The 24,350-nt window shown below is 72.1% G+C and carries 27 protein-coding genes and 2 pseudogenes; 8 read left to right on the top strand and 21 right to left on the bottom strand.

Annotated elements, in window-relative coordinates; all coding sequences use genetic code 11:
- Positions 1 to 19: 19 nt before the first annotated feature.
- From ACIBN2_RS08640 to ACIBN2_RS08625, 4 genes are all read right to left on the bottom strand, one after another.
- Positions 20 to 1,834 carry a hypothetical protein gene (locus ACIBN2_RS08640; protein WP_399133480.1) on the bottom strand — a complete coding sequence of 605 codons (1,815 nt, stop codon included), beginning with the start codon at positions 1,832 to 1,834 and terminating at the stop codon, positions 20 to 22.
- Positions 1,831 to 2,892: an ATP-binding protein gene (locus ACIBN2_RS08635; protein WP_399133479.1), complete on the bottom strand. Its 1,062-nt coding sequence runs from the start codon at positions 2,890 to 2,892 to the stop codon at positions 1,831 to 1,833. The genes ACIBN2_RS08640 and ACIBN2_RS08635 overlap by 4 nt, the downstream gene beginning before the upstream one ends.
- 93 nt (positions 2,893 to 2,985) lie before the next feature.
- The gene (locus ACIBN2_RS08630; protein WP_399133963.1) at positions 2,986 to 4,992 is read right to left on the bottom strand and encodes an alkaline phosphatase family protein; all 2,007 of its coding nucleotides are present in this window, start codon (positions 4,990 to 4,992) and stop codon (positions 2,986 to 2,988) included.
- A 152-nt stretch (positions 4,993 to 5,144) separates the two neighbouring features.
- Positions 5,145 to 5,546: a hypothetical protein gene (locus ACIBN2_RS08625; protein WP_399133478.1), complete on the bottom strand. Its 402-nt coding sequence runs from the start codon at positions 5,544 to 5,546 to the stop codon at positions 5,145 to 5,147.
- 84 nt (positions 5,547 to 5,630) lie between these two features.
- Between ACIBN2_RS08625 and ACIBN2_RS08620 the strand changes: the two genes are divergently transcribed.
- Positions 5,631 to 6,404 (top strand): MBL fold metallo-hydrolase, encoded by a 774-nt coding sequence (locus ACIBN2_RS08620; protein WP_399133477.1) that lies wholly within the window; start codon positions 5,631 to 5,633, stop codon positions 6,402 to 6,404.
- Positions 6,404 to 7,021, top strand: a complete 618-nt coding sequence (locus tag ACIBN2_RS08615) for a DedA family protein (RefSeq protein WP_399133962.1) — start codon at positions 6,404 to 6,406, stop codon at positions 7,019 to 7,021. Before ACIBN2_RS08620 ends, ACIBN2_RS08615 begins: the two co-directional genes overlap by 1 nt.
- A gap of 26 nt (positions 7,022 to 7,047) precedes the next feature.
- Here the strand turns inward: ACIBN2_RS08615 and ACIBN2_RS08610 are convergent, their stop codons facing one another.
- The 4 genes from ACIBN2_RS08610 to ACIBN2_RS08595 all read right to left on the bottom strand — a co-directional run bounded on the left by ACIBN2_RS08610 (position 7,048) and on the right by ACIBN2_RS08595 (position 11,201).
- On the bottom strand, positions 7,048 to 8,112 hold the full coding sequence (locus tag ACIBN2_RS08610) for an MBL fold metallo-hydrolase (protein WP_399133476.1): 1,065 nt from the start codon (positions 8,110 to 8,112) through the stop codon (positions 7,048 to 7,050).
- Positions 8,109 to 9,356, bottom strand: a complete 1,248-nt coding sequence (locus tag ACIBN2_RS08605; protein WP_399133475.1) for an aminotransferase class I/II-fold pyridoxal phosphate-dependent enzyme — start codon at positions 9,354 to 9,356, stop codon at positions 8,109 to 8,111. Before ACIBN2_RS08605 ends, ACIBN2_RS08610 begins: the two co-directional genes overlap by 4 nt.
- A 97-nt stretch (positions 9,357 to 9,453) precedes the next feature.
- Positions 9,454 to 10,221 (bottom strand): hypothetical protein, encoded by a 768-nt coding sequence (locus ACIBN2_RS08600; protein WP_399133474.1) that lies wholly within the window; start codon positions 10,219 to 10,221, stop codon positions 9,454 to 9,456.
- Between the two features lie 185 nt (positions 10,222 to 10,406).
- On the bottom strand, positions 10,407 to 11,201 hold the full coding sequence (locus tag ACIBN2_RS08595) for an RNA polymerase sigma factor SigF (protein ID WP_399133473.1): 795 nt from the start codon (positions 11,199 to 11,201) through the stop codon (positions 10,407 to 10,409).
- 254 nt (positions 11,202 to 11,455) lie between these two features.
- Between ACIBN2_RS08595 and ACIBN2_RS08590 the strand changes: the two genes are divergently transcribed.
- The 4 genes and pseudogenes from ACIBN2_RS08590 to ACIBN2_RS08575 all read left to right on the top strand — a co-directional run bounded on the left by ACIBN2_RS08590 (position 11,456) and on the right by ACIBN2_RS08575 (position 14,558).
- A complete protein-coding gene (locus ACIBN2_RS08590) occupies positions 11,456 to 13,246 on the top strand; it encodes a thiamine pyrophosphate-requiring protein (protein WP_399133472.1) in 1,791 nt (596 codons plus the stop codon).
- A gap of 101 nt (positions 13,247 to 13,347) precedes the next feature.
- Positions 13,348 to 13,746 carry a DUF2795 domain-containing protein gene (locus ACIBN2_RS08585; RefSeq protein ID WP_399133471.1) on the top strand — a complete coding sequence of 133 codons (399 nt, stop codon included), beginning with the start codon at positions 13,348 to 13,350 and terminating at the stop codon, positions 13,744 to 13,746.
- Between the two features lie 49 nt (positions 13,747 to 13,795).
- Positions 13,796 to 13,903, top strand: a pseudogene (locus ACIBN2_RS08580) (CBS domain-containing protein); the annotation flags it as partial.
- Between the two features lie 112 nt (positions 13,904 to 14,015).
- Entirely contained in the window at positions 14,016 to 14,558 is a 543-nt protein-coding gene (locus tag ACIBN2_RS08575; RefSeq protein ID WP_399133470.1) for a type 1 glutamine amidotransferase domain-containing protein, read from the top strand.
- A 19-nt stretch (positions 14,559 to 14,577) separates the two neighbouring features.
- On the opposite strand, the gene ACIBN2_RS08570 is transcribed toward ACIBN2_RS08575, so the two are convergent.
- From ACIBN2_RS08570 to ACIBN2_RS08560, 3 genes are all read right to left on the bottom strand, one after another.
- Complete coding sequence (locus tag ACIBN2_RS08570; protein ID WP_399133469.1) at positions 14,578 to 14,856, bottom strand: DUF6158 family protein; 279 nt, start codon at positions 14,854 to 14,856, stop codon at positions 14,578 to 14,580.
- Positions 14,857 to 14,987: 131 nt separating this feature from the next.
- Positions 14,988 to 16,607: an ABC-F family ATP-binding cassette domain-containing protein gene (locus tag ACIBN2_RS08565; RefSeq protein ID WP_399133468.1), complete on the bottom strand. Its 1,620-nt coding sequence runs from the start codon at positions 16,605 to 16,607 to the stop codon at positions 14,988 to 14,990.
- Positions 16,608 to 16,649: 42 nt separating this feature from the next.
- A complete protein-coding gene (locus ACIBN2_RS08560) occupies positions 16,650 to 17,294 on the bottom strand; it encodes a histidine phosphatase family protein (RefSeq protein WP_399133467.1) in 645 nt (214 codons plus the stop codon).
- Positions 17,295 to 17,366: 72 nt separating this feature from the next.
- Here ACIBN2_RS08560 and ACIBN2_RS08555 point away from each other — a divergent pair.
- Together ACIBN2_RS08555 and ACIBN2_RS08550 are read left to right on the top strand one after the other, a co-directional pair.
- Positions 17,367 to 17,978 (top strand): annotated as a pseudogene (locus ACIBN2_RS08555) (phosphatase PAP2 family protein); the annotation flags it as partial.
- Positions 17,979 to 18,140: 162 nt separating this feature from the next.
- Positions 18,141 to 18,962, top strand: a complete 822-nt coding sequence (locus tag ACIBN2_RS08550) for a class I SAM-dependent methyltransferase (protein WP_399133466.1) — start codon at positions 18,141 to 18,143, stop codon at positions 18,960 to 18,962.
- Between the two features lie 3 nt (positions 18,963 to 18,965).
- On the opposite strand, the gene ACIBN2_RS08545 is transcribed toward ACIBN2_RS08550, so the two are convergent.
- Genes ACIBN2_RS08545 through ACIBN2_RS08500 form a run of 10 tightly spaced genes read right to left on the bottom strand, consistent with a single transcriptional unit; the run spans position 18,966 to position 24,328 of the window.
- Positions 18,966 to 19,250: a gas vesicle protein K gene (locus ACIBN2_RS08545; RefSeq protein WP_384260138.1), complete on the bottom strand. Its 285-nt coding sequence runs from the start codon at positions 19,248 to 19,250 to the stop codon at positions 18,966 to 18,968.
- A 1-nt stretch (position 19,251) separates the two neighbouring features.
- Entirely contained in the window at positions 19,252 to 19,434 is a 183-nt protein-coding gene (locus tag ACIBN2_RS08540) for a gas vesicle protein (protein WP_384260136.1), read from the bottom strand.
- The gene (locus tag ACIBN2_RS08535) at positions 19,431 to 20,225 is read right to left on the bottom strand and encodes a GvpL/GvpF family gas vesicle protein (protein ID WP_399133465.1); all 795 of its coding nucleotides are present in this window, start codon (positions 20,223 to 20,225) and stop codon (positions 19,431 to 19,433) included. The genes ACIBN2_RS08540 and ACIBN2_RS08535 overlap by 4 nt, the downstream gene beginning before the upstream one ends.
- The gene (locus tag ACIBN2_RS08530) at positions 20,222 to 20,593 is read right to left on the bottom strand and encodes a gas vesicle protein (protein WP_399133464.1); all 372 of its coding nucleotides are present in this window, start codon (positions 20,591 to 20,593) and stop codon (positions 20,222 to 20,224) included. Before ACIBN2_RS08530 ends, ACIBN2_RS08535 begins: the two co-directional genes overlap by 4 nt.
- Positions 20,590 to 21,741 carry an SRPBCC family protein gene (locus tag ACIBN2_RS08525; protein ID WP_399133463.1) on the bottom strand — a complete coding sequence of 384 codons (1,152 nt, stop codon included), beginning with the start codon at positions 21,739 to 21,741 and terminating at the stop codon, positions 20,590 to 20,592. Before ACIBN2_RS08525 ends, ACIBN2_RS08530 begins: the two co-directional genes overlap by 4 nt.
- Positions 21,741 to 22,460 (bottom strand): DNA primase, encoded by a 720-nt coding sequence (locus tag ACIBN2_RS08520; protein WP_399133462.1) that lies wholly within the window; start codon positions 22,458 to 22,460, stop codon positions 21,741 to 21,743. Before ACIBN2_RS08520 ends, ACIBN2_RS08525 begins: the two co-directional genes overlap by 1 nt.
- Positions 22,457 to 22,720: a gas vesicle protein GvpG gene (locus ACIBN2_RS08515; protein WP_399133461.1), complete on the bottom strand. Its 264-nt coding sequence runs from the start codon at positions 22,718 to 22,720 to the stop codon at positions 22,457 to 22,459. The genes ACIBN2_RS08520 and ACIBN2_RS08515 overlap by 4 nt, the downstream gene beginning before the upstream one ends.
- Before the next feature lie 6 nt (positions 22,721 to 22,726).
- Entirely contained in the window at positions 22,727 to 23,497 is a 771-nt protein-coding gene (locus ACIBN2_RS08510) for a GvpL/GvpF family gas vesicle protein (protein WP_399133460.1), read from the bottom strand.
- Positions 23,494 to 23,928 (bottom strand): gas vesicle structural protein GvpA, encoded by a 435-nt coding sequence (locus ACIBN2_RS08505; protein ID WP_399133458.1) that lies wholly within the window; start codon positions 23,926 to 23,928, stop codon positions 23,494 to 23,496. Before ACIBN2_RS08505 ends, ACIBN2_RS08510 begins: the two co-directional genes overlap by 4 nt.
- Positions 23,929 to 23,971: 43 nt before the next feature.
- The gene (locus ACIBN2_RS08500; protein ID WP_399133961.1) at positions 23,972 to 24,328 is read right to left on the bottom strand and encodes a gas vesicle protein; all 357 of its coding nucleotides are present in this window, start codon (positions 24,326 to 24,328) and stop codon (positions 23,972 to 23,974) included.
- Positions 24,329 to 24,350: the final 22 nt, after the last annotated feature.

Here is a 24,350-nt window from a genome sequence, read left to right as displayed (position 1 = left end):
CATCCGATCACATCCCGTCTCAGCGCACCCGAAAGACGGGCCCTCGCGCGCTGAACGGCAGCCGGGCGCCCTGCGGGATCAGATACGCGTGCTCGCGCCGCACCCGCAGCACGTCGCACCAGCCGTCCGTGATCACCAGCACCGGCGCGCCCGGCGGGAAGTCGTCCGCGCGGTGCAGCAGGTCGATGCCGGGCTGCAGGACCGTGCCGCCGCGGCCGCGCACCCTGACCCGGCCGGCGATCTCGGCGACCGGCACATAACCCGCGTCGTACGGGGCCGCGTCGCAGAAGACGACGCGGGCGGCCGGTACGTCACGTGCCTCGGCGTAGGAGGCGATGGCGCCGAGCGCCTTGCCCAGCAGGGTGCGCTCCATGGAGCCGGAGGTGTCCAGGACCACGCCGAAGGTGCAGCGGGCGATCTCCTCGGGCGGGAACCAGCGGCCCGCGCGCGGGATGTCCGGTGTGGCGGACTGCCGGCGCGAGGGACGGGCGTAGGACCGTACCGGCTCCGGACGGGGCACGAACTCGTCGAACCAGCGGGCGAGTTGCGCGTCCCAGGGCAGCGGCGGGTGGCTGAGCGCGCGGATCTCCTCCACCAGACCGCCGGGCAGGAAGCCGCGCTCCTGCCGCTGGTGCAGGTCCAAGCCCTGGCACAGGCCGCGGCGGTAGAACTCGTCGAGGTCGACGTGGTCGCGCGGGCTGCCGAGCGGGGCGCCGAGGACGTCGCCCAGGCCCTTGCCGCGCGGGGTGGCCAGGCGGCGCATCCGGCGCAGGTCGCCGGCGATGCGGTCGTAGACCTCCTCGGCGGACAGGCCCGCGAGTTCCGGGTCGTGCAGCAGACCTTCGGGCATCGTGCCGATCTGCATCTCGCACAGCCAGCCGTTGATGACGTAGTCGCAGGCGATGTTGAACAGGTACGGGTCGCGGGTGCCGCAGCGGTCGCCGTGGCGCAGCGCGGCGTGCAGCATCTCGTGGGCGAGGATGAACCGCCACTCCTCGTCCTCGTGGCTGCGCAGCGGGTTGATGTAGATCTCGCCCGCCTCCGGGTTCACGGCGGCGACGGAGATGCCGTGCGCGCGGGCGAGTTCGGCGTCGGCGACGAGGGTGATGCCGGCCGCGATGCCGCCGAGCAGCGGGTAGGAGGAGATGAACCAGCTCAGGGCCCTCTCCCAGGGCCGCCGCGGTACCAGTGTGCCGTCGAGGGTGTCACGGCGGCCGCCCGCCAGGTCCATCGCCGCCGACACCGTCCGGGTCAGCGCGGCGGCGAACGCCAGCTGGTGGTCGGGGGGTTGGCCGATCCAGCGCGGTGACGGCAGCAGCAGCTGGTCCGGCGCGGTGCCGGCGGTGCCGCAGTGTTCGTAGACGGCCGGGAGCCCGTCCCGCCGCCAGCGCGCGGCGAGTTGCTCCTCGTCGCCGTCGGGATAGGAGGCGGGCAGGTCCTCGGGGGTGCTGCCGACGGTGAAGGTCAGCAGGAAGCGGTTCACGACGACGCAGCGGGCGGCGAGGTCGAAGCGGTCCGGCTGGGTGCGCTCGCCCCGCGCGGCCGGGACGTGCCCGAATCCGAGGTGCAGGATCGCGTGCGCGAGGGCCCAGGCCCAGGCGGCGGGGTCGGCGAGCCGGTGCGGGTGCACGTGCAGGTCGGCGTCGGAGTCGACGACCACCAGACCGTCGCGGGGCGCGAAGCTGCACTCCTCCTGCCGGCAGACGTCGAACTCCACGGCCGCGAGCGCCGGGTTGACCCTGACCAGCCGCAGTCCCTCGGCGAACGCCTCGGCCGCGGGGTCCCGCTTCTTCTGCCCCTTGCTCTTCTGTCCCTTGCCGCGGCTGCGGCTCATCGGCGCGCCTCCACCAGCCGCGGCATGTCCCGGGCGGCCTCGATGAGGAACCACGAGGGCAGCACGGGGTTGCCGTCGGCGTCGGAGGCGATGACGGTCTGCGCGACCTCCACGGAGATCTCGGCGAGCTGCACCAGCAGCGACTTGGCGCGGTACGCCGTTTGGCGGCCGTTCGCCGACATGTGCTCCTTGGAGACCGGGAGTTCCTTGAGCAGCCGGCCGCGGAAGGACTCGGCGAGGTAGTAGAGCAGGTCGCGGTCCTCCAGCCGGTTCGGCCAGGGGGCGTCGCCCTTGATGACGGCCTCGATGCCGAACCGGCTGCGCACGATCTTGACGTAGCCGCAGAACGCGGTCGCGTGCCGCGGCGTGAGCGTGCCGTGCGCGAGGATCGTCAGCGTCTCCTCGTCGAGGTCCCGGCCGAAGGAGTGCAGCGCGTCGGAGAGCATGTGCCAGGAGCGGGGCGTGGAGAAGGGCTCCTCGGTCTTCGGCGGCCTGGACCACAGGTGGTCGGGCCGGTCGGTGAGGTGGTCCACGATCCACGGGTGGATGCCGTTCTCCGCGGCCCAGGCCAGCCAGTCCTTCGCGGACGCCTCCAGGTGGACGTGGGTGAGGCGGTTGACGAGGGCGGAGGCGATGGGCCGGGCGAGCGCGTTGTCCGTCGAGCGGTTGCCGGCGCCGATGACGATGGAGCCCTTGGGCAGCTCGTAGTTGCCGATCCGGCGGTCCAGGATCAGCGAGTAGAACGCCTTCTGCACGTCCGGGGTGGCCGCGTTCAGCTCGTCCAGGAACAGGCAGTACGGCTCGTCGCGGGCGATGGCCTCCGGCGGGCAGAACACGGACCGGCCCTCGCGGATCTGCGGGACGCCGATCAGGTCCTCGGGCGCGAGCTGGGTACCGAGCAGGCTCACGCACTCGAGTCCCAGCGATTCGGCGAAGTCCCTTACTAGGGAGGACTTTCCGATGCCGGGGGCACCCCAGATGAAGACCGGCCGCACGGTCGCGAGACCGAGCAGCAGCTCCGGTATCCGGGCGGGCGTGACACTGACGGCTGCCTGCACGCATCGGCTCCAAAGGGGTCGAGAAGGGCGCACAGGGGCGCGATGTCCGATACGGACAGTGTGTGCGTACGGATCAGCGGGCGCAGCCGATTTTCACGCGGCCCGCTCCTCCGGCTCCGTGCCGAGCGGCACCTGGGGGCCGTTGGTCTCGCACAGCCAGCGGCGCAGGACGCGGTGCATCTGCTCGGCGCCCACGAGTTCGGCACCTGCCTCGACCGGCTCGGAGAAGGCGAGCGGCCAGAGCAGGAACGGCCTGGCCTGCGCGCCGCCGAGCCCGCCGTGCGAGCCGATCTGCTCCTCGAAGGCCAGCACCTCGCCGTCGGCCGGGTCGTGGAAGGAGTTGACCATGATGTCGGCGGTGTGCGGGAAGGCGTGCGTACGCCGGACGGCGTCGGCGGCGCCGGGGCCGAACACCTCCAGCGGGCCCGGCTTGTCGTCGAGCATGTCGAGCGGGATCTCGGCGCCGTACGCGCCGAGCACGACGCCGCCGTGCTCCTCGCTGCGCACCAGCAGGAAGCCGACGCCGGGATGGTTGGCGAGCGTCGTCAGCAGCGCCGGGTGGCGGGCGTCGATCTCCTCCTTGCTCATCCGGTGCGGCACGTCCGGGAAGGAGACCAGGCCGAGGTTGCCGGAGGCCAGCACCAGCGGCTCGGAGCGGCGGCCGGCGGGGAGCCGCTGCTCGCCACCCGCCTCGACGGGCCGGCGCAGCGCGGCCCGCACGGCGGCGCGGGCCTCGGCCCCGCTGTGCGTGCGCCGCGCCCTGCGCGGCACGGGCAGCCCGCAGCCGGCCCGGACCAGGTCGCCGAGGCCGAGGCCGTAGCGGGCGCGGAAGGTCTCGCCGGGGCTCTGCCCGTGGTCGGACAGGACGACGATCCGGTACGGCCGCGGGGCGTGCTCGGCGACGTGCGCGATCAGCGCCAGCGCGCGGTCCAGGCGTTCGAGGACCTTCTCGGCGTCACGGCTCATCGGCCCGGAGTGGTGCGCCACCTCGTCGTACGCGACCAGGTCGGCGTAGACGGCGGTGCGCCCGGCGAGCATGTCGCCCATCACCGCGGCGACGACGACGTCCCGTTCGACGACGGTCGCGAAGGCGCGGATCAGGGGGTAGAGGCCGCCGCGGGCGACGCGCGGGCGCTGCTTGCGGACGGCGGCACGGGTGGACTGGCCGATCTCGCGGCCGACTTCGGCGACGAAGGACATCGCGGTGCGCACGGCGTTGGCCGGGTCGGAGAAGTACGCGAAATAGCCCGCCCGGGAGCGGTTGTCCCGGCCGCGGCGGCGGGTGGCTATGGACAGCACGAGGGCCTGCTCGTCGGCCCCGCCGCTGAAGAGATTGCCGCGGCTCGCTCCGTCGGCGGCGAGCAGGCCGCCGTCACCGGTGCGCTCGACGGCGCGGCGCTGGAGCTCGGCGGCGCTCGTGGGCCGGTTGCAGACCATCACCTCGCGTGTGTCCTTCTCGTACCAGCGGAAGGCCGGGACGTCGTGGTTGCTGCCGTGCAGGATGCCGAGCTGGCTGGCGCCGGTCTGGCTGGACCAGTCGGTGCGCCAGGGGGTGAGCCGGTGGGTGCCCTCCAGCCACCGGGCCATCGTGGGCATCACCCCCTTCGCGGCCGCCGCCACGAGCACGTCGTGGCCGACGCCGTCGAGCTGCAGGAAGACCGTGCCCGGGGTGGACGGGCCCGGGGGCCGGTGTCTGCGGCGGCGGTCGGAGAGGCGGTAGAGACGGCGCCGGTAGGCGTCGTCGTCGCGCACCGTGAGGGCGGCGCCGGTCGCGGAGGCGACGGCGGACATGACGGCGGCCACCACCACGGCCGTCTCGGGGGCCGCCTCGGCGCTGCTGGCCGGGTTGAGCCGCAGGGCGACCAGCAGCAGGGAGCCGTTCAGCACGAAGACCAGCAGTCCCAGCACGAGCGCGGGCACGAGCAGCAACAGCCGTACCAGCAGCGGCCAGACCAGGGCCGACAGCACACCGAAGGCCCCGGCGCCGAACGCGGCGGTGACGGCGATGTGCGTGGCGCTCTCGCCGTCGGGCGACTGGAGGCGGAAGTCCGGCAGGATGCCCGCGAGCACGAGCATGGTGAGGGTGGAGACCGCCCACACCGTGACGCTCCGCCCCACCTGACTTGCGATCCGCCGCCACCGCCCGCCACGCACGCCCAGTCCACCTCACGTCCTGGCCCGTCGTCGGTGCGGGCCTGCACTCAGACTGTCATACGGGCCGGGCAACCTGTTTCCGCCGCGGCAGGGGCGGCTCAGCGCCCGTCGTACCCGGCGGTCGGCATCGACAGGCGCCGGTGCACCCGTGCCTTCATCTGCGCGTCGTAGCAGGGTTCCGCGGAGCCCACGGTCTCGACCCGCACCCCGCGCCGGGCGCACTCGGCGGTGAAGTCGTCGACGGACGACAACGCGCTCTCCAGCACCCGGCGGCTGGGCGCCACGAACAGGTCGACCCCCGGCCGGACGCCGTCCCACAGCACGCAGTGGTCCGCCCGCAGCCCCCGCACCAGGAGCTCCCGGCTGACGATGTAGCCCCGCTCGGCGGCCCAGCGCGCGCACATCGCGTGCTGGCTGCGGGAGTCCACCAGGAAGGGATCGGCGTCCAGTTCCTCGAGCGGCGTCAGACTCGCGATCGCCGTGACACGCACCGGTCCCATGGCGTCCCCCTCACCTCTGGGTTTCGGCGCCGACCCTACTCCTGCCCGTAGGCTTCGGGGGAGTCGCGCGAAGGAGGCAAAGAGGTGCCGGTGGAGATCACCTGGTGGGGTCACGCGACCTGCACGGTCACCGACTCGGACGTGCGCCTGCTCACCGACCCCCTGTTCGCCCGCCGCCTCGCCCACCTACGCCGCCGTCGCGGGGCGCTGCCGCCGCCCGCCGCCTGGCGCGCCGACGTGGCCCTTGTCTCGCATCTGCACGCCGACCACCTGCACGTTCCGTCCCTGGAGCGGCTCGCCGAGGGCACGCGCCTGCTGGTGCCCCGGGGCGCACCCCGGGCGGTCCCCGCACTGCGCCGGCTCACTCACCTCAGAGTGAGCGAAGTGGCGCCCGGGGACCGGGTGACGGTCGGTGAGCTCGTCGTACGGGTCGTGCCCGCGCGGCACGACGGACGGCGGCTGCCGCTCGGCCCGCACCGCTCCCCCGCGCTCGGCTACGTCCTGGAGGGCGAGGCGCGCACCTACTTCGCCGGGGACACCGGGCTGTTCGACGCGATGGCGCGGGAGGTCGGGCCGGTCGACGTGGCGCTGCTGCCGGTGGGCGGCTGGGGCCCGTTCCTCGGCGAGGGGCATCTGGACGCGGGGCGGGCGGCCCGGGCGCTGGCCCGGCTCGCGCCGCGCAGCGCGGTCCCGGTGCACTACGGCACATACTGGCCCGTCGGCATGGACGCGGTACGGCCGCACGAATTCCACTCCCCCGGCGAGGAGTTCGTGCGCCTCGCGGCCGAGTACGCCCCGGACGTCGCGGTGCACCGGCTCGGGCACGGGGAGAGCATACGGCTGGAGGTCGCCCGGTGATGTGGCTCGCCGTCACCGCGATCGTCGTGCCGACGGAGTCCACGCAGCAGGCGATCGGGTATCCGTCGCTGTTCCTGCTGGTGCTGTTCGGGGCGCTGGTCCCGGTCATTCCGACGGGGGCCCTGGTGAGTTCGGCGGCCGTGGTGGCCTTCCATCAGGAGGCGCCGTTCTCCATGGCGCTGGTCTTCGTGACGGCGTCACTGGCCGCGTTCCTCGGGGACGCGGCGCTGTACTGGCTGGGGCGGCGCGGGATGAAGTCGAAGAACGGGTCGCGGTGGCTGGAGGCGATCCGGGCGCGGGCGCCGGAGGACCGGCTGGAGCAGGCCCAGGCGAAGCTCGGCGACCACGGGATCGCCGTCCTGGTGCTGTCCCGGCTGGTGCCGGCCGGGCGTATCCCGGTGATGCTCGCCTGTCTGCTGGCGAAGTGGCCGTTCCGGCGGTTCGCGCGGGGGAACCTCCCTGCCTGCCTCGCATGGGCGCTGACGTACCAGTTGATCGGGATTCTCGGGGGCTCCCTGTTCCCGGAGCCGTGGGAAGGCGTGGTCGCGGCGGTCGCGCTGACCGTGCTGCTCGGCGCGGCGCCGAGTGTGTGGAGGCGGGTGCGCTCCACCGCTTGAGGCCCGAAGCCCCCACCACACCGCCCTCACCACACCCGTGAGGCCCCGACCGGGAGGTCCCACAGGTCGTCACGGTCCAGCCCCGCCTTCTGCCAGGCCGCCCGCACCCGCGTGAGCGGCTCCAGGACCGGCTCCGCCGACAGCACGAACGTGCCCCAGTGCATCGGGGCCATGGCCTTCGCGCCGACGTCCTGCGCCGCACGCACCGCCTCCTCCGGGCTGCAGTGGACGTCGCTGAGCCACCAGCGGGGGTCGTAGGCGCCGATGGGAAGGAGGGCCAGGTCGATGCCGGGGTAGCGGCTGCCGATCCGGGAGAACCAGTGGCCGTAGCCCGTGTCGCCGGCGAAGTAGACGCGCTGTCCGTCGGGGGCCGTGAGGACCCAGCCGCCCCACAGGGAGTGGCAGGTGTCGGTGAGGGTGCGCTTGGACCAGTGGTGGGCGGGGACGAAGTCGAGGCGCACGCCGTTCAGTTCGGACGCCTCCCACCAGTCCAGCTCGGTGACGACGGTGAAACGGCGGCGGCGGAACCAGGCACCGAGCCCGGCGGGCACGAACACCGGGGTGTCGCGCGGGAGGCGGCGCAGCGTGGGGGCGTCGAGGTGGTCGTAGTGGTTGTGGCTGATGACGACCGCGTCCACGCGCGGGAGGCTGTTCCAGTCGATGCCCACCGGGGTGATGCGCGCGGGGGTGCCGAGGATGCGGCGGGACCAGACCGGGTCGGTCAAGATGGTCAGGCCGCCGATCTGCACGACCCAACTGGCGTGGCCCGCCCAGGAGACGGCGACGGTGCGGGAGTCGACGCGGGGCACCGGTCCGGGTTCGCAGGGGAGCCGGGGGATGTCGGCGAGGCCCTCGGGACCGGGGCGGATCGAGCCCTCGCGGGCGAAGCGGGCCATGGCCTTCAGACCGGGCAGCGGAGCGGTCAGCCGGTCGTGGAAGGTGCGCGGCCAGACCCGGCGCTCACCCGGCGGGCGGGGTTCGGCGAGCGGCGGGAACGGGGGCGCGAACCTCCGCGCGGACGCGGGGGCTTCGGCCTCCCGGGTGGGCGTGCTCGTGCTCGTGGTGGTGGTCGACTCGGACTGCTGCGTCATCGAGGAGGCTCCCGTCGCTGAGCGTCGTCGCGAAGGTCGTCGAAGACCGACTTCACATGGGTCAACGCGCGTTGCACGTGTGGCAGTTCCAACGGCGCGGGGGATGTGAGGCATTCCGCGCGTTCGTCGTCCGTATGCCCCAGGAGCGGGCCGGTGGACAGCCGGACGCGCAGGGCGCCGAGTTCGTCGCCGAAGCGGTGGCCGCCGGGCGCGGGCATGCCGAGCCGGGCGGAGAGGAAGTCCTCCAGTTCCTGCGCGTCGCCCACACCGTGGGCGGTGAGGGCTGAGCGCAGCGGGCCGAGGTCGGCGTAGAGGTGGCGGCCGGCCTGCGGGGGCCGGGACAGGGTGCCGGTCGCGATGATCTCCCTGTGCACGGCCGCGGCCACGCGCGCGTGCAGGCGTACGGAGCCGGCCACCCGGGCGGTGACCGGCTCCGGCTCGTCCAGCGCGTAGGCGGCGGTGGCGGCGACCGGCCCCGCGATCCGGGCGCCGAGCGCGGTCAGCACGTCGAGCACGCGCGCGTGGAGGGCGCGGCCGGACGCGTCCGCCGGGAACCGGGCGACCGCGGCCGGCCAGCCCGTCGGCAGCAGCGCGCCCGCCAGGTCCGTGACGACGGTGACCCGGTCGGGCAGCATCTCGGCGGGGCTGACCAGCACGGTGTCGTGCGGGGCGTGCACGGTGTCGCGCCAGGTCTCGTCGCTGACCAGATGCAGGCCCTCGGCGGCGGCGGCCTCGACGCACTCGTGCAGCGCGTCGGGCGGGGCGACGGTGGCGGTGGGGTCGTCGGCGACCGACAGCACGAGCAGCCGCGGGTCACCGCCCTCGGCGCGCACTCGGCGCACGGTCTCCAGCAGGGCGTACGGGTCCGGGACGCCGCCGCTCTCGGCCGGCGTCCCGACGTGGAACGCCGGTCTTCCCAACAGGCGCGCGTACGGCGCCCACCAGGCCGCGCAGGGCCTGGGCACCAGGACGTCGCCGCCGAGGGCTGCGGTCAGCGCGACCAGCAGGGCGGGCGCGCCGGGGGCGGCGGCCACGAGATCAGGCTCGGTGGCCAGGCCGCGGCGCTCCCAGTAGCCGCAGGCGGCCCCGGTCAGCTCGGGTCCACCGCCTATGGGTTCGGCGTCGGTCCGGGTTGCGGCCGCGGCCAGTGCGGCGGCGAGTTCGGGCGGCACGGGAAGCCCGTCCTCGGGAAGCGGGGGCCCGTAACGGACGGGGCCGCGGCCTTCCGGGTCCGTCCGCCGCATGCGTACCTCCGCGCAGTCGTGGCCCTCGGGCCCCGGGTACCCAGGGTGCCGCCGGGCCATGGGCGTCCGCCGGCGTTGCGCCCGTCACGCGCGGCGGTCAGCCGCGCAGGACGGAGCCCCGGTGGCACAGCCGGTACACGGCCGCGCCCAGCGCTCCCGCAATCAGGATGCCGCCACCGACCAGAGCCGGCACGGAGTCGGTGAAAGTGCCGCCCTCGCCGGCCTGCACGCCGTGCTGGACCGGCGAGTCGGCGCAGGGGCCGGCGCTGGGCTCCTTGCACGGCCGGTCCGCGCTGTCGCCGCCGGGGACGAGACCGCCACCGCCGCCTCCGGGGGCGACGCTGCTGTCGCCTCCGGGGACGTAGCCGCTGCCGTCGCCTCCCGGCGCCGCGCTGCCGTCGTCGCCGGGCACTGCCGGGCCGCTCTCGCCGCCGCCGTGGTCCGCGTGGAACGTGGCGCGCCACGGCTTGCCCTTGCCGCCGGGGGCCGCCGGGCAGGTGCCGTCGACGGTCTGGGCGGCGTCCTGGGCCGCGGCGCCGTCGGGACCGTCGTCGGCCGCGAAGTCCTCGGCGGAGGAGACCCGGGCGGTGCCGCGGTAGGCGGGGCCGGCGGCCTTGTCGTCGTTGCCGGGGACCCGCTGCAACTGGACGGTGCCCTCGTCGAAGGCGTCGGAGGTGGCGTCGATGGCGGCCGGGGCCTCGCCGTCCATGGCTTCGCAGGAGACCGAGACGGTGACGCTGCCCCCCGGGGAGACGGTGCTCGGACTGACCTCCGCCCCCGCGTCCGCGAGGGCGGCCGAGGCGGCGAAGCCGAGTGTGGCACTGGCCAGGGCCGCCACGGAGAGGACACGGGCGGTGGAACGCATGGGTGGAGCTCCTTCGACCGGCGGGTTCTCAGGAGCACGGTGGTCGTGCCCCATAGCCCATCACAGCCCGCCCCGCCGCGAGGCGCGCGCGGCCGAGCCCCATTCGCGCGACAAGGACGCCCGAGCGGGTGAAGAACCCGCCCGGGCGTCCGGGGTGCAGCGAGTGCCGGCGGCCGGCTGCGGTGTCAGGCCGCCTCGCGCATGATCTGGTCGCGCATCCGGTCGCAGCAGCGGCTGATCAGCCGCGAGACGTGCATCTGCGAGATGCCGAGTTCCTCGGCGATCCGGCTCTGCGTCATGTCGCCGAAGAACCGCATGTACAGGATGGCCCGCTCCCGCTCGGGCAACGCGGCCAGCCGCGGCTTGACCGACTCCCGGTCCACCACGGTGTCCAGCGCGGGGTCGGCCGCGCCGAGTGCGTCGCTCAGGGAGTAGCCGTCGTCGCTGCCCGGCACTTCGGCGTCGAGCGAGAGCGCGGTGAAGCTCTCCAGCGCCTGCTGGCCGACCTGGACGTCCTCCTCGCTCAGGTTGGCGTGCTCGGCGATCTCCGCGACGGTGGGCCTGCGGCCCGGGATGGTCTGGGACAGGTCCTGGGCCGCGAACCGGACGCGGTTGCGCAGGTCCTGGACCCGGCGCGGCACGTGCAGCGTCCACATGTGGTCGCGGAAGTGCCGCTTGATCTCACCGGTGATGGTGGGCACGGCGTAGCTCTCGAAGGCGTTGCCGAGCTCGGGGTCGTACCGGTCGACGGCCTTGACCAGGCCGAGGGACGCGACCTGCCGCAGGTCCTCGTAGCTCTCGCCGCGGTTGCGGAAGCGGCCCGCGAGCCGTTCGGCCATCGGCAGCCATGCCTCGACAATCTGCCCGCGCAGGGTGTCGCGCTGCTGGCCCGGGGGAAGGCCGGCGAGCTTGCGGAATGCCTCGCCGGTGTCGGGTGCGTCGTCGTGCGGGTGGTGCTTCGCGCTCACTTTGGTGGGCATGGTGCGTCGCAACTCCCTTGGTGGTGCTCTGGCTTGGACGGTCACCGTGGGAGAGCGAACGCGCGTTCGAACAGGCGCGACCGGGGCGGCTCGATGCCGCACCCACGGACGTGCCTCCTGTCCGAAGCACTCACCCTCGCCTGCCCCGAAGCCGGCGCCGCAAACACCCCCGCATGTTTTCCGGCAGCCTGCCGGGTGACTCGGCCTGCGGACGACTGCCGCACTTCCACGTCAAAGGCCCGGGAGGACCGCACATGAGCATCAAGGTCTCCGACTACATCCTTCAGCGACTGCGCGAGTGGGGTGTGGACCACGTCTTCGGCTACCCCGGCGACGGCATCAACGGCCTGCTCGCCGCGTGGGGCCGTGCGGAGAACCAGCCGCGTTTCGTCCAGTCCCGGCACGAGGAGATGTCCGCGTTCCAGGCGGTCGGCTACGCGAAGTTCAGCGGCCGTATCGGCGTCTGCGCCGCGACCTCGGGGCCCGGTGCGATCCACCTGCTCAACGGGCTGTACGACGCCAAGCTCGACCACGTGCCGGTGCTGGCCATCGTCGGCCAGACGCACCGCACCGCGATGGGCGGCTCGTACCAGCAGGAGGTGGACCTGCACACCCTCTACAAGGACGTCGCCTCGGAGTTCGTGGAGACGGTGACGGTTCCGGAGCAGCTGCCGAACGTCATCGACCGGGCGATCCGCACCTCCCTCGCGCGCCGCTGCCCGACCGCGATCATCGTCCCCGGCGATGTGCAGGAGCTCGACTACTCGGCGCCCACGCACGAGTTCAAGATGGTGCCCTCGAGCCTGGACCGCAGCTCGTGGACGGCGGTCCCGTCCGAGGAGTCCCTGCAGCGGGCGGCCGAGATCCTCAACTCCGGTGACAAGGTGGCCATCCTGATCGGGCAGGGCGCCGCCGGGGCACGCGCCGAGGTGGAGCAGATCGCCGGGCGGCTGAAGGCGGGCGTGGCCAAGGCGCTGCTCGGCAAGGACGCCCTCAGCGACGAACTCCCCTACGTCACCGGCTCGATCGGGCTGCTCGGCACCCGTCCGTCGTACGAGCTGATGCGGGACTGCGACACCCTGCTGACCATCGGCTCCTCCTTCCCGTACACGCAGTTCCTGCCGGACTTCGGCCAGGCGCGGGCGGTGCAGATCGACATCGACCCGCACATGGTCGGCATGCGTTATCCGTACGAGGTGAATCTCGTCGGCGACGCGAAGGCGACCCTGCAGCGGCTGCTCCCGATGATCGGCGAGGACCGCGGGCCCGAGTGGTACGACACCGTGTGCGCGAACGTGAAGCGCTGGCACGAGGTGATGGAACGGCGGGCGCAGCAGTCCGCCGACCCGATCAACCCGGAGTACGTGGCCCGCGCGCTGGACCCGATGCTCCCCGACGACGCGATCATCACCTCCGACTCCGGTTCGACGGCCAACTGGTACGCCCGGCACCTGACGATGCGGCCCGGCATGCGCTCCTCGCTCTCCGGCACGCTCGCCACGATGGGCCCCGGAGTGCCGTACGCGATCGGCGCGAAGTTCGCGCATCCCGACCGGCCCGTGATCGCGCTGGTCGGCGACGGCGCGATGCAGATGAACGGCCTGGCGGAGATGATCACGGCGGCCAAGTACCGCGATCTGTGGGAGGATCCGCGGCTGGTCGTCGCCGTCTGGAACAACCGCGACCTCAATCAGGTCACCTGGGAGATGCGCGCCATGGAGGGCGCTCCGTCCTTCCTGCCCTCGCAGCAGCTCCCGGACGTGCAGTACGCCGCCTTCGCCCGCTCGCTCGGGCTGACCGGGGTGCGGGTGGAGAAGCCCGAGGACGTGGAGGCCGGCTGGCGCGCGGGGCTGGAGGCGGACGGCCCGGCCGTCATCGAGTTCCTCACCGACCCGGCGGTCCCGCCGATCCCGCCGCACGCCACCTGGGAGCAGATGGAGGCCACGGCCGCCTCGATCCTCAAGGGCGACGCGGACCGCGCCGGCATGGTCAGGCAGGGCATCAAGGCGAAGGTGCAGGAGTTCCTGCCGCATCGCGGGAAGTGAGACCGCGGGAAGCGAGCGCGGACCCCGCACGGGCCCACAAACCCCGTGTCGGCGTCCGCTCCCCGGGTACGCGGTGCGGACCCGAAGATCTGGAGGGAGTCATGCAGCGAGGCAACGACCGGCTGAGCGCCCGCCGCGACGACGAGATGAAGCATGAACTGCAGGGACTGCTCCGTTCCGGGCACCCCACCCGGACCGAGGAGTGGCACGACCCGGAACCGACCGCCGACGACGACCCCGAGGTGGCGGGAGGCCCGGTGGCGCCGGGAAGCACCGGCGCCTCGTTCGAGACGGTCCGGCTGGAGCTGGCCCGGATCCTTGGGCGCAGCTCCTTCCCCGCAGGCCCCGGTGAGCTGATGGGTGTGCTGCGCCGCAAGAACGCGCCCGACGTCCTCGTCGAGGCCTTGGAGCGACTGCCCGGCAGGGACCGCTACGCGAACGTGCAGGAACTGGCCAAGGCCCTGACCCGGCCCGAGAACGCCGGAAAGGGCTCGCGGTGACAGCCGGTTTGGTCAAGGAGGTCATGACAAGGAGGTCATGACCTCGGGCGTGGTCGCCGACGGTCAGCGGATCGTCGGCGTCCTCACCGATCGCGGCATCACGGTACGGGCGGTCGTGGAAGGCATCGATCCGCTGACCGCGAGCGCGGAGTCGGTACCCGGCGGACGGGATGCCAGATGTACAGCGCGCTGCCGGCACTGATGTGCCGCACGAGGAAGCGTTGCCGCGACGAGTCGAAGTGGCGCGCGAGGAAAGGACGTCGAACATCATGCGTATCGCATTTCTGACAGCACCCGAGGGCGTCGAGCAGGTCGAGCTCACCGAGCCGTGGCAGGCCGCGAAGGACGCCGGACACGAGCCCGTGCTCGTGTCGACGCGGGCCGGTGAGATCCAGGCCTTCGACCACCTCGACAAGGCGGACACCTTCCCCGTGGACGAGGTCGTGGGCGAGGCCTCGGCCGGCTCCTTCGGCGCGCTGGTCCTGCCGGGCGGCGTGGCCAACCCGGACTTCCTGCGCATGGACGAAAACGCAGTGTCGTTCGTGAAGGACTTCTTCGAGCAGGGCCGTCCGGTCGCCGCGATCTGCCACGCCCCGTGGACACTGGTGGAGGCGGACGTGGTCCGGGGGCGTGAACTGACCTCCTGGCCGAGCCTTCAGACCGACATCCGCAACGCGGGCGGCACCTGGGTCGACGAACAGGTGAAGATCTGCGACCACGGCACCAACAAGCTGGTCACCAGCCGCAAGCCGGACGACCTCAAGGCGTTCTGCGAGGCGTTCCTGCACGTGTTCTCGGAGGGTGCGGGCTGACCGGTTCTGCGGCACGCGCTCAGCTGCGGGGAGTCGCCGACTCCCCGCAGTGGCGTTCCCGGGCCCCCTCGCGGGTGCGGCCCGCGGCCACCATGCGCCGCGGGTTGCGGCGCAGGAACTCGCCCTCCAGCTGGGCCATGCGATCGTTGTGGGCCCGCAGCGCATCGGTCGAGCCGTACAGCAGGGTGTCGTGGCGTGTGCGGTGGATCGTCTCCAGCTCTTTCATGAGCTGCTGATCGTCCAGCCGGCTGGGGTCGACTCCGGTCATGGTGGTACCCCGCTCGTCGTGTCCGTCCATGTGGAGGCCATGGATCTCACCTGTCTGCATCCACTTTACGAACATCCCGGTCCCTGGGCCTCCGCATACGCCGATCCGGGCCTGGACGGCCAGGTCCGGGGGCAGCGGCCCCCGGGAACCCAGGCCACCGATCACCGCGCCCGTTCCACCCGCCGCTCGTCCCACACGGCCTCCGCGCTCTCGCGGACGCGGCCGTCGCTGCCGAACACCAGATACCGGTCGAAGGACCGGGCGAACCACCGGTCGTGGGTGACCGCGAGCACCGTGCCCTGGAAAGCCTCCAGCCCCTCCTGGAGGGCCTCCGCGGACTCCAGGTCGAGGTTGTCCGTCGGCTCGTCCAGGAGCAGGGCCGTGACGCCCTGGAGTTCCAGCAGCAGGATCTGGAAACGGGCCTGCTGACCACCGGACAGACGGTCGAAGGTCTGCTCCGCCTGATCGGTCAGCTCGTAGCGCCGCAGGCGTGACATCGCCGCGCCCCGGTCCTGGGAGTGCTCCTGCCACAGGATGTCCACCAGCTTGCGGCCCTGGAGCTCGGGGTGGGCGTGGGTCTGCGCGAAGTGCCCCGGCACGACCCGCGCCCCGAGCTTCCACTCCCCCGTGTGCGCCACCTCCTCGCCGGCCAGCAGCCGCAGGAAGTGCGACTTGCCGGAGCCGTTGGAGCCGAGGACGGCGACGCGTTCGCCGTAGAAGACCTCCAGGTCGAACGGCTTCATCAGACCGGTGAGCTCAAGTCCCTTGCAGGTGACGGCCCTTACTCCGGTACGGCCGCCCTTGATACGCATGGTGATGTCCTGCTCGCGCGGCGGCTCCGGCGGCGGGCCGGCCTCCTCGAACTTGCGCAGCCGGGTCTGGGCGGCCTGGTAGCGGGAGGCCAGCTCATGGCTGATGCTGGCCGCCTGACGGAGATTCAGCACCAGCTTCTTCAGCTGGGCGTGCTTCTCGTCCCAGCGCCTGCGCAACTCCTCGAACCGCGCGAAGCGTTCGCGCCGCGCCTCGTGGTACGTGGCGAAGCCGCCGCCGTGCACCCAGGCGTCGGCGCCCGCGGGCGAGGGCTCCACGGAGACGATCTTCTCGGCGGCACGGGCGAGGAGTTCACGGTCGTGGGAGACGAACAGGACCGTCTTGCGGGTCTCCTTCAGCCGCTCCTCCAGCCAGCGCTTGCCGGGCACGTCGAGGTAGTTGTCCGGCTCGTCGAGGAGCAGCACCTCGTCGGTGCCGCGGAACAGTGACTCCAGGACCAGCCGCTTCTGCTCACCGCCGGAGAGCGTGCGCACCTGCCGCCACTGGGCCTTCTCGTACGGCACCCCGAGCGCGGCCGTGGTGCACATGTCCCACAGCGTCTCCGCCTCGTAGCCGCGCACCTCGGCCCAGTCGGCGAGCGCCTGCGCATAGCCCAGCTGGGCCGCCTCGTCGTCGACGGCCATGATGGCGTGCTCGGCCAGGTCGACGGCCCGCGCGGCCTCCCGGATGCGGGACGGCGCGACCGACACGAGCAGGTCCCGTACGGTCGTCTCGTCCCGTACGGAGCCCACGAACTGCCGCATCACGCCCAGGCCGCCACTGACGGTGACGGTGCCGCCGTGCGGTTTCAGCTCGCCGGAGATCAGCCGCAGCAGCGTCGTCTTGCCCGCGCCGTTGGGGCCGACGAGGGCCATGGCGGCCCCTTCGCCCACCCGGAACGACACATCGCCGAGCAGCGCCCTCCCGTCGGGGAGGTAGTACTCGAGGTGTGCTGCTTCCAGATGTCCCATGAGATCGCATTCTGCGGGCCGCCCCGGAGGGCGGGCAAACTGTTATACGGGCCGGCCCGTGGGTCCGCCCTCGCCCGCCGGAGTCACCACGGCGCCCGCCCAGGACAGGGCCTTCCAGCCGTCGGCGGGCGAGCCCTCCAGGATCACCACGCCGGTGTTGTCGAGGGGGCGGGCGGCGGCGAAGGGGACGTCGACGTTGTCGGCGCGGGCCGCCGTCCACATCCGGATCGCCGCGCCGTGGCTGACCATGGCGACCGTCCCGGCGCCGCTGCGGGCGGCCTCCGCGACCACGGCGTCGTAGCGCCCGAGCGCCTCCTCGCCGCTCTCCCCGCCGGGCATCCGCAGGGCGGTGTCCCCCTCCGCCCAGGCGAACACGGTCTTCATGTAGAGGCGGCCGTGCTCCGTGTCGCCGGGCAGCATCTCCAGGTCGCCCGCGGCGAGCTCGCGGATGCCGTCGCGCACCTGGACGTCCAGCCCGCGGGCGGCCGCCAGCGGGGCCGCGGTCAGCTGGGTCCGCACCAGGGTGGAGGCGTACAGGGCCTCGATGTCCTCGCCGGTGAGCGCCTCGGGAAGGGCCATGGCCTGCTGCTCGCCCAGTGCGGTCAGGCCCGGGCCCGGTACGGCGGTGTCGAGCAGCAGACTGACGTTCGAGGGGGTCTGGCCGTGGCGTATGAGGAGCAGACGCATACAGGGGCCCTCCGGGGTGTCGTTCACCGCCCGCGGGACAAGAAACGGGCACTTCAGGGTAACCGGCAGCACATGAGCCCCGACGTCGACCTCACCCTGCCGAAGCCCGGTCTCCCTCCCCTTCGCAAGCGGCTGCGCGCGCTCGACAGCCGCGTCTTCGAGTTCGCGGCCGAGCGGAAGTGGCCGGCCGCCAGGCCCGTGCTGCCCCGGCTGAGCCGGAGCGCCAACCACGGCGTGCTGTGGTTCGCGACCGCGGCCGCGCTGGCGGCGACCCGCACCCCGCGGGCCCGCCGCGCCGCCGCCCGCGGCCTCGCCTCCCTCAGCCTGGCCTCGCTGACCATCAACACGATCGGCAAGCGCTCGGTGCGCCGCCACCGGCCCGCCCTCGATCCCGTACCGCTGGGGCGGCGGCTGAAGCGGCAGCCGATCACCACGTCGTTCCCGTCCGGTCACGCCGCGTCGGCGGCCGCGTTCGCGACCGGCGTCGCGCTGGAGTCGCCGGCCTGGGGCGCGGTGGTCGCCCCGGTCGCCTGGTCCGTCGCGCTCTCCCGCGTCTACACCGGGGTGCACTTCCCGAGCGACGTGCTCGCCGGCGCGGCCCTGGGCGCGGCCGCCGCCTTCGCCCTACGGGTCCTGGTGCCCGCCCGCGCCCAGCCGGTCCCGCCGGCCCGGCCGCGCGCCGAGGCGTCGCTCCCGGCACCCTCCTCGCGCACGACGGCGAAGTCCGACCGGCAAGTGACCGACTGACACACCGTCAGTCCACATGGCAAAACGAAGGTCTCATCATTCGACATGCGGGCGTAGCGTGATCCTCACCGGCACGATGTCGAACGAGGGAGTTCAGCCATGTCGAAGCCGCAGGAGACAGCCGTCTACACACACGGGCACCACGAGTCGGTGCTGCGCTCCCACACCTGGCGGACCGCCGCCAACTCCGCGGCCTATCTGCTCGGTTCCCTGAAGCCGCACATGAGGATCCTGGACATCGGCTGCGGTCCGGGCACCATCACCGCCGACCTGGCGGCCCTGGTCCCGGACGGGCAGGTCACCGGCGTCGACCACGCGCCGGGCATCCTGGACCAGGCGCGGGCCAGGGCCGCCGAACGCGGCCTGACGAACGTCGAGTTCGCGGTCGCGGACGTACACGCCCTGGACTTCCCCGACGACACGTTCTGCGTGGTGCACGCGCACCAGGTGCTCCAGCACGTCGGCGACCCGGTGCAGGCGCTGCGCGAGATGAAGCGGGTGACGAAACCGACCGGGTTCATCGCGGTGCGCGACTCCGACTACGCGGCCATGACCTGGTACCCGGCGTCCCAGGGGATGGACGACTGGCTGGACCTGTACCGGCGGGTGGCCCGCGCCAACGGCGGCGAGCCGGACGCCGGACGCCGGCTGAAGTCCTGGGCGCTGCAGGCCGGACTGACCGACATCACGGCGACGTCCAGCACCTGGACCTTCTCCACGCCCGAGGAGCGGGCCTGGTGGAGCGGCCTGTGGGCGGACCGGACGGTGGCGTCGGCGTACGCGGACCGGGCCGCCGAGGGCGGCCACGCCACCTCGGAACAACTGCGCGCGGTGTCCGACGCCTGGCGGGAATGGGGCGCCCGGGAGGACGGCTGGTTCGCCGTTCTGCACGGGGAGATCCTGTGCCGGAAGGGCGCCTGAACCCTATTGCCGGGGAAGCAGCGGCCCCAGCGGCCCGAGGTCCAGATTCAGGTCCTCGGGCCGCAGTCCGTACCGGTCGCGCAGTTCGGCCATCCGGTCCTCCAGGAGCATCAGCGTGAGCCCGATCCGCTCCTCCTGGTCCTCCGTGAGGTCTCCCGTGTCGAAGCGGCGCAGCGCCTGGCGCTCCATGAGCTGGCGCAGCAGCTCGACGACGGTCAGCACGAGTTTGACCAGGTCGCGTTCGACGGTGTCGGGATCCAGGTCCATCCGGTTGCTGCGGGCGGTCACGTCAGCTCTCCCAAGGTGATGGCACTTGCTCGTTGACCGAGCTGATCAGCGCGTTCAGGTCGATGCGGACGAGGTCGACGTCCGCGATGCGCAGCGTGATGTCCCCCGTGACGACCACCCCGCCGGCCAGCAGCCGGTCGAGCAGGTCCACGAGGGCGATCTCACGGCGTTCGACGACGGTCACGGCCGCTCCCCCGCGTCATGGACATCGCCGACCTCCTCGACGAAGGAATACGCCGCCCACGGTCCGGTGAGTTCGACGCGCATTCCCGGTACGTCGTCCTTCGTACGGTCCACCACTTCCACGAATTCCTCGGAATGACCGCGCGGCACCAGATAGGCGGCGTTGAGCACGTTCTGTCCGGAGGCGCCGGAGAGCGCGGAATTCTGCGGGGCGTGCAGCCGTGAGCCCTCGGCGTAGTCGGAAAGCGTCGCGTGCAGCCGGCCCGCGAATTGCTCGGCCTGTTCCCACATGTTCTCGTGCGCCCGCGCGTGCATGCGCCGCCGGCGCAGGTAGTCACGGCCCGAGGCGGGCTTCCCCGCCGGCTGCTCCGCCGGTTCGGACGGCTCCGGCGGCTCGTTCTCGGCGTACACCTTCACGCCCCATTCGACCCGCCCGTCGAGCCGGTCGAGGGTGCGCCGGAAGGCCTCTTCGCGCGCCTCCATCATGACGCGTACGCCGCTGTCGTCCCGGAAGACCGTGCCCAGCCGCAGGGGCAGCGGGGTGGTGACGGCGGTGAGCGCGTCGATCACGCCCTGGTGGGCGCGGGCGGTCCCGGTGAGCCAGTCCAGGTCCTCGAGATGCTTCCGGAGCGGGTCCTCGGCGAAGTCCCGCTCCGGCACGTGGCTGACGACGGCGACGAGGCCGCGATGGTTCAGCATTCTGGGCGGGTCGCCCGCCACCCCCGTCAGCTGGGCCTGCAGGGCCGCGTCGAAGGGGCGGCAGACGGCGTACACGTACCGCAGTCCGGTCATGAGCCCTCCTCCTTGGCGCGGGTCCGGCCGGAGCTGCGGCCGGAGCTCCGGCCGGAATCCAGCTCGGGCTCCAGCCGCGCCAGCCGCTCCCGCAACTCGGCGTTCTCACGCGCGAGTTCGTCGCGGCGGGCGCCGGAGGACAGCGCCGGGTCGGTCTCCCACCAGTCGATGCCCATCTCCTTGGCCTTGTCGACGGAGGCGACGATCAGCCGCAGTTTGATCGTGAGGAGTTCGATGTCGAGCAGGTTGATCCGGATGTCACCGGCGATCACCACCCCCTTGTCGAGCACGCGCTCGAGGATGTCGGCGAGGTTGGCGCCGCCGCCGCTGTGCCCGTAGGGATCAGGCAGCCTGCTGGGCGTGCTCATCGACGGCTCCCGCCTCCGGCGTACTCGGGTTCTTCCTCATCCTCGTACTCGTACTCCGGCTCCTCCTCGCCGGCCTCCAACTCGCCGGCCTCCTCCTCGGGCTCCTCCTCTTCCTCGTCCCGGGGCTCCTCGTCCTCGTCGTACTCCTCCTCGGGCTCCTCCTCTTCCTCTTCCTCGTCGCGAGGCTCTTCGTCCTCGTCGTACTCGTCGGTCTCCTCGTCGCCCTCGTCCGCCGTCTCCGCGGACTCCTCCTCGGAGTTCTCCTCCTCCTCGGCGACCGCGTCCTCGTGGCTCTTGACGACCTCGCCGTCGCGGATCTCGCCGCGCCAGCCGTCCTCCGCCTCGCCCTTGAGGGTGATGAAGCGGACGTAGTTCTTGAGGTCGAGCCGGGCCCGGCGGCCCTGGGCGCGCCAGATGTTGCCGGTCTTCTCGAACAGGCCCTTGGGGTAGTACTCGATGACCAGCAGGACGCGGGTGAGGCTGTCGTCGAGCCGGTGGAAGGAGACGACGCCCTTCGTCGTGCCCTTGGCGCCCTCCGACGTCCACAGGATCCGGTCGTCGGGAATCTGCTCGGTGGTCTTCGCCTTCCAGCTCCGGTTGGACCAGAAGATCTTCATCTGCCAGTCGGACTGAGTGTCGTCGGCGCGGTTCGCGCTCTTGACGCCCTTGGCGAAGGTGCTGAAGTCCTGGTACTTGGTCCACTGGTCGTAGGCCGTGCGCAGATCGACGCCGACGTCGATGGACTCGATGATGACGGTGGGCTTGTTGCCCGCGCCGCCCTTGCGCTTGCCCTTGCCGCCGCCCAGGTTCTTCAGGGCGCCGACCACGTTGTCCTTGGCCTTCGTCGCGCCCAGTTCCACCGCCGAGCGCAGCGGGCCCTTGCCCTCGGCCAGCTTGCGGCCGCCGTCGAGTGCGAGCTTGGCGAAACCGGGGCTGTTGCCCTCGGCTATGTCGTTCAGCTTGCCGGTGGTCTCGCCGAGTTTGCGTCCGACGCCGGTGAGCATCTTGGTCGCCTGTGCGGCCAGGTACTCCTGCACCTCCGCCTTGAGCCGGTCGGCGGCCTCACTGCCCGCCAGTCCGCTCAGCGGCCCTGCTCCGTCCTTGGCGCCGCTTGCCGCTTTCGACGCCGATCCCAGTGCCTCGGTCATCACTCACCGCCTCCCTTCGGCAGACGGGTCCGGGCCGAGCGGGCGCCGCCTCTGGCAGCGGCCGTCTTGCGGGCCGTCGTCTTCTTGGCGGCGGACTTCTTCGCCGTCGTCTGCTTGCCCGCGGCCTTCTTGGCCGGAGCCTTCTTCGCGGGGGCCTTCTTCGCGGGGGCCCGCTTGGCGGCCTTCTTCGCCGGAGCCTTCTTGGCGGGAGCGCGCTTGGCGGTCCTCTTCGGCTCCTCGTCCTCGGCCTCCGGCTCCTCGTCCTCGGAGTCCTCGTCCTCAGGCTCGTCGCCCTCGTGCTCCTCCTCGTCGTCGTACTCCTCCCGGGGCTCCTCCTCGGTGTCCTCCGGCTCCTCGCCCTCCTCCTCGTCGTCGGAGAGGAGACCGGTGGCCTTACCCGTGACGCCCGAGAGCTCGTCACGGACCTCGGCGGTGCGCCCGTGCAGGCGGTCGGCGAGCGCGCTCATCTGCCGCTCCACCATCGCACCGGAGGCCGCTTTGCCGACGCCTCGCAGATCCTGGCGCAGCTGGTCCCCGATCTCCTTGAACTGCGGGTTGTTCTGCAGCTGCTGGGAAGCCAGGTCAGCGAGCATCCGCGGGCTGAGGTGCAGCTTCTTGCCTGCCACGAGCGTGCCCAGCGCGAAGGCCATCTTCATCTTCTTGGTACGTCCAAGGACGTATCCGGCCCCTACCGCGAGGCCAAGTCCCACTCGGTTCATAGTGCCGTCCCGTCCCCTGTGGCCGCGCCTCCGCGCAGGCCGATCTCCAGCCGGTCCAGAAGTTCGTCCTCACGTCGGTCAAACTCCTCCTCGTCGATCTCGCCGGCCTCCAACTGCTCCTCGAGACGGGCGAGTTCGGCCCTCACCGTGGCGGGGTCGTAGTAGATCCGTTCCGCCTCACGCAGTACCTGTTCCATCACCCAGCCGCTGCCGCGTACCGGGGCGAAGGGCAACAGGACCACTTCCTTGATCAGTCCCATAGGTGCTCACTCCTGAGCGGCGCCCAAACCGGCCGCACCCTCTGCCTGCTCCGCCGAGTCGGGCTCCACGAAGCTGTAGGGCGGAAGCGGTCCGTTGACGCGCAGTTCGATGTGCGGATGGCCCTTGCGGAGTTCCTCCACCGCTCCCAGGAACCGCTCGGCCGTCTCGCGGTCCACGAGGAAGGAGAGGTTGGCCAGCCATCCGCTGGATTCGGGGCCCACGCTCACATCGGCTGCGAGCGGTTCGAGCGTGCGCCGGAGCTCGGCCGCGTCCTCGGTCTCGCGCGCCTTCACGGCGGCCACGACCATCTCGCCGAGCCGCAGCCGGTCGTCGTAACTCCCGCCGCCCGACTGACGGTTGGCCTCGGTCATGGAGCGGACCTCGGGGTTCTCCACCATCACGAGGTGCAGAACGGCCTCTTCCTGGTGCGTGGCCTTGACGTTGTACTCGACCTTGCCGTCCAGCGCCCTGACGCGCTCCTTGTAGTGGTCGGCGCGGTCGGCGAGCACGCCTGTGACCGACTCGTCGTCCTCCGCGACGCTGCCGAACCGCATGGGCAGCACGACGGCCGCCGCACCCGTCTCGGCGAGCACGTTCTGGTGGGCGAGCAGGTCCTTGCGCTTGGGCCGCAGCCCCTCGGGGGCGTCGCTCACGACGGCCGCGAGGTCGCCCTCCTTCAGGATGCGCACCGGGCGCGGCGGATCGCCGACACCGCCCATCCCCTCGGGAAGCGCGGGGTGAGAGCTCTCGGTGATGCCGTAGACGTAGGTACTCACTCCTGCTCCTCCCTCCTGCGCGAGGACGTGCTCTTACGGGCGCGCGGCCGGGACTCGGTCTCCTTCTCGCGCCCCTCGCCGCGGGCCTCCTTGAACGCGTCGGAGATGGTCTCCGCGGCTCCGGAGAGTGCGCCCTTGGACTTGCCGCGGGCGCCGGATTCGGTCACCTCGCCGACGATTTCGGGCAGGCCCGGGCTCTTGTTGTTGCCGGACTCGAGGTCGAGGCGGTTGCACGCCTCGGCGAAGCGCAGATAGGTGTCGACGCTGGCCACGACGACACGCACATCTATCTTCAGGATCTCGATGCCGACCAGGGAGACCCGCACGAAGGCGTCGATGACGAGACCCCTGTCGAGGACGAGTTCCAGAACGTCGTAGAGGCCGCTGCTGCCGCCCCCACCACCGGTCTGCTGTGCCGGGACAACGGTCATACCAACCATTCCTCCTTGCGTGTGTAAGTGGCGCGACGGCGGCCTAGCGGCCGCTGGGCCTGCGTGCGTCGGACCGTCCGCGCTCGTATCGGCGAACGCGCCGGTAACCGGTCAGCTGCCCCTCGTCGTCGAGGTCGACCTGATAGCTCGCCATCAGGCTCATCGTGTCCGGCACGCGTTCGAGCTCGAGGACCTCGATCTCCAACGTCCAGCCGTCCTCCGTCTGTTCGAAGGAGGAGACGCTCTCGGCAGCCATGCCGGTCAGCTCCGTGAGCTGGGTCCGCGCATGGCGCAGGACCTCCATGGGGCTCGGCCGCTTCTCTGCCACGCCGTTTCCTTTGTCCGAATTCTGCGACTTCCGGGAATTCTGAGGATCTTGTGTGTTTTTAGTGTTGGACATGGCCACCTCTTGATTGCGGGTG

Source organism: Streptomyces sp. NPDC050534 (genome assembly GCF_044457745.1).
GTDB lineage: Bacteria > Actinomycetota > Actinomycetes > Streptomycetales > Streptomycetaceae > Streptomyces.
The sequence above is the reverse complement of the archived record's forward strand: the minus strand, read 5'-3'. Positions and strand labels throughout refer to the sequence as shown.